Raw genomic sequence first — 1,549 nt, forward strand, 5'->3', positions numbered from 1 at the left:
CGCGATGCTCAACGGGCTGGTGTTGATCGACCATATCAATGCCTTGCGCGACGGTCGCGAGGGCGATCCGCTCCCCGCCGAGGACGCCGTGCGGCGCGGCGCGCATGACCGCTTACGCCCCGTCCTGTCGACCGCGCTGGTGGCGTCGGTCGGCTTCATACCCATGGCGATCGCGACCGGCTCCGGCGCAGAGGTGCAGCGACCGCTCGCCACCGTCGTCATCGGCGGGATCATAACCTCGACGATCCTGACCCTGGTGCTCCTGCCCAGCCTCTACGCCTGGATCGAACGCTGCCGACCCACAATGTACCGCGAAGAGGAACCGGCCTAAGCGAGAACACCTCCTCGGCCATCGACGAACAGCATCTGGCCCACCACACCGCTGGGCGCGGCACCGCGGTGTAGGAAATGCCTTTCCGGTATTCGCGGCGGGCGTGACGCATCGTGTCCCCATAAGGACGGCCCCTGCGAAGTGAACGTGCCGATCGCGATCGAGGGCATGGTGATTCACCCCGGCGACCTGATGCTCGACCCCAGCCGCGATCATCGGTTTGCCCTCACTGCTGCGTATCGCCTGCGCTTGATCGGATATGGTCGGACAGAAGCGCCTTTCGCGCCCCTATATCCGGACCTCCCCGATTTCTCGTTCTGCGCCGCCATGTTCCGCAATCCCGTTAAGGTTCAATCTATTATCCCGAATGTTTCGGTTCTGCCGAGCGTCGTGGCATGATCAACCGAGCTATTTTGAAGATTTCACTGATTTCATGCCGAACATTCATGATCAATCAACATCCACAAAGGATGATCGAGTAGATGATTGGTTTATTGTTGTGTAAAACGAATCATATTACTCACAAAAAATCACGTAACATCAATGAGATACAATAGATTTACTGTGTTTTAAACCTTGTCTCCCTACCCTTTTCGGAAATTACAGGGATGCAATTATGAAGGCCACCGGCGCAAAATTCACCTCCATCGGCACCCGGATTTTGACGATCCAGCTGGCATCAGGGATCGCCATCGCGGCAATCATTGGCGGCGCCGGCTTTTACGGCATGAACGCGCTGACCGGGGCAATGACGTCGATTTATGACGATCGCCTTGTGCCGGTCCGCCAACTCAAGGCGGTATCGGATGCCTATGCCATCAACATCGTCGATACCACGCACAAGTTACGCGCGGGCAAGCTCGACTGGGCCCAGGCCAGCGCCTCGATCGCAGATGCGAAGCGGATCATCGACCGGGACTGGTCTGCTTATATGCAGACGAGCCTGACCGACGAAGAACGCTCGGTCGTGACGCAAGTCCGCCAGAACATGAACCAGTCGGATCAGACAGTGGCACGGCTGAACGCGATCATCCAGGCACATGACAGTGCCGCGTTGGCCCACTTCGCCGATACGGAAATGTATGCCGGGATCGACCCGACCACGGCACAGATCGGCCGTCTGTCCGATTATCAGCTGAAGGCCGCCGAAACCGCGCGGGCCGACGGGGCTGCACTGTCTCGTACGCTCAACTGGTTGATGCTGGTCGTGGCGCTGGT

The 1,549-nt window shown here is 58.8% G+C and carries 3 protein-coding genes; all 3 read left to right on the plus strand.

The window, feature by feature from the left end; all coding sequences use genetic code 11:
* Window positions 1-331: efflux RND transporter permease subunit (locus SB4_RS18105; protein ID WP_193753880.1), on the plus strand; the 331-nt coding region annotated here is incomplete at its 5' end.
* Window positions 332-472: 141 nt separating this feature from the next.
* Window positions 473-730, plus strand: a complete 258-nt coding sequence (locus SB4_RS20460) for a hypothetical protein (protein WP_058753682.1) — start codon at window positions 473-475, stop codon at window positions 728-730.
* Between the two features lie 217 nt (window positions 731-947).
* A partial coding sequence (locus tag SB4_RS18115; RefSeq protein ID WP_193753881.1) for an MCP four helix bundle domain-containing protein occupies window positions 948-1,549 on the plus strand: 602 nt, incomplete at its 3' end.

The sequence above is a fragment of the Sphingomonas sanguinis genome, from assembly GCF_001476905.1.
In the GTDB taxonomy this organism is placed as follows: domain Bacteria; phylum Pseudomonadota; class Alphaproteobacteria; order Sphingomonadales; family Sphingomonadaceae; genus Sphingomonas; species Sphingomonas sanguinis_B.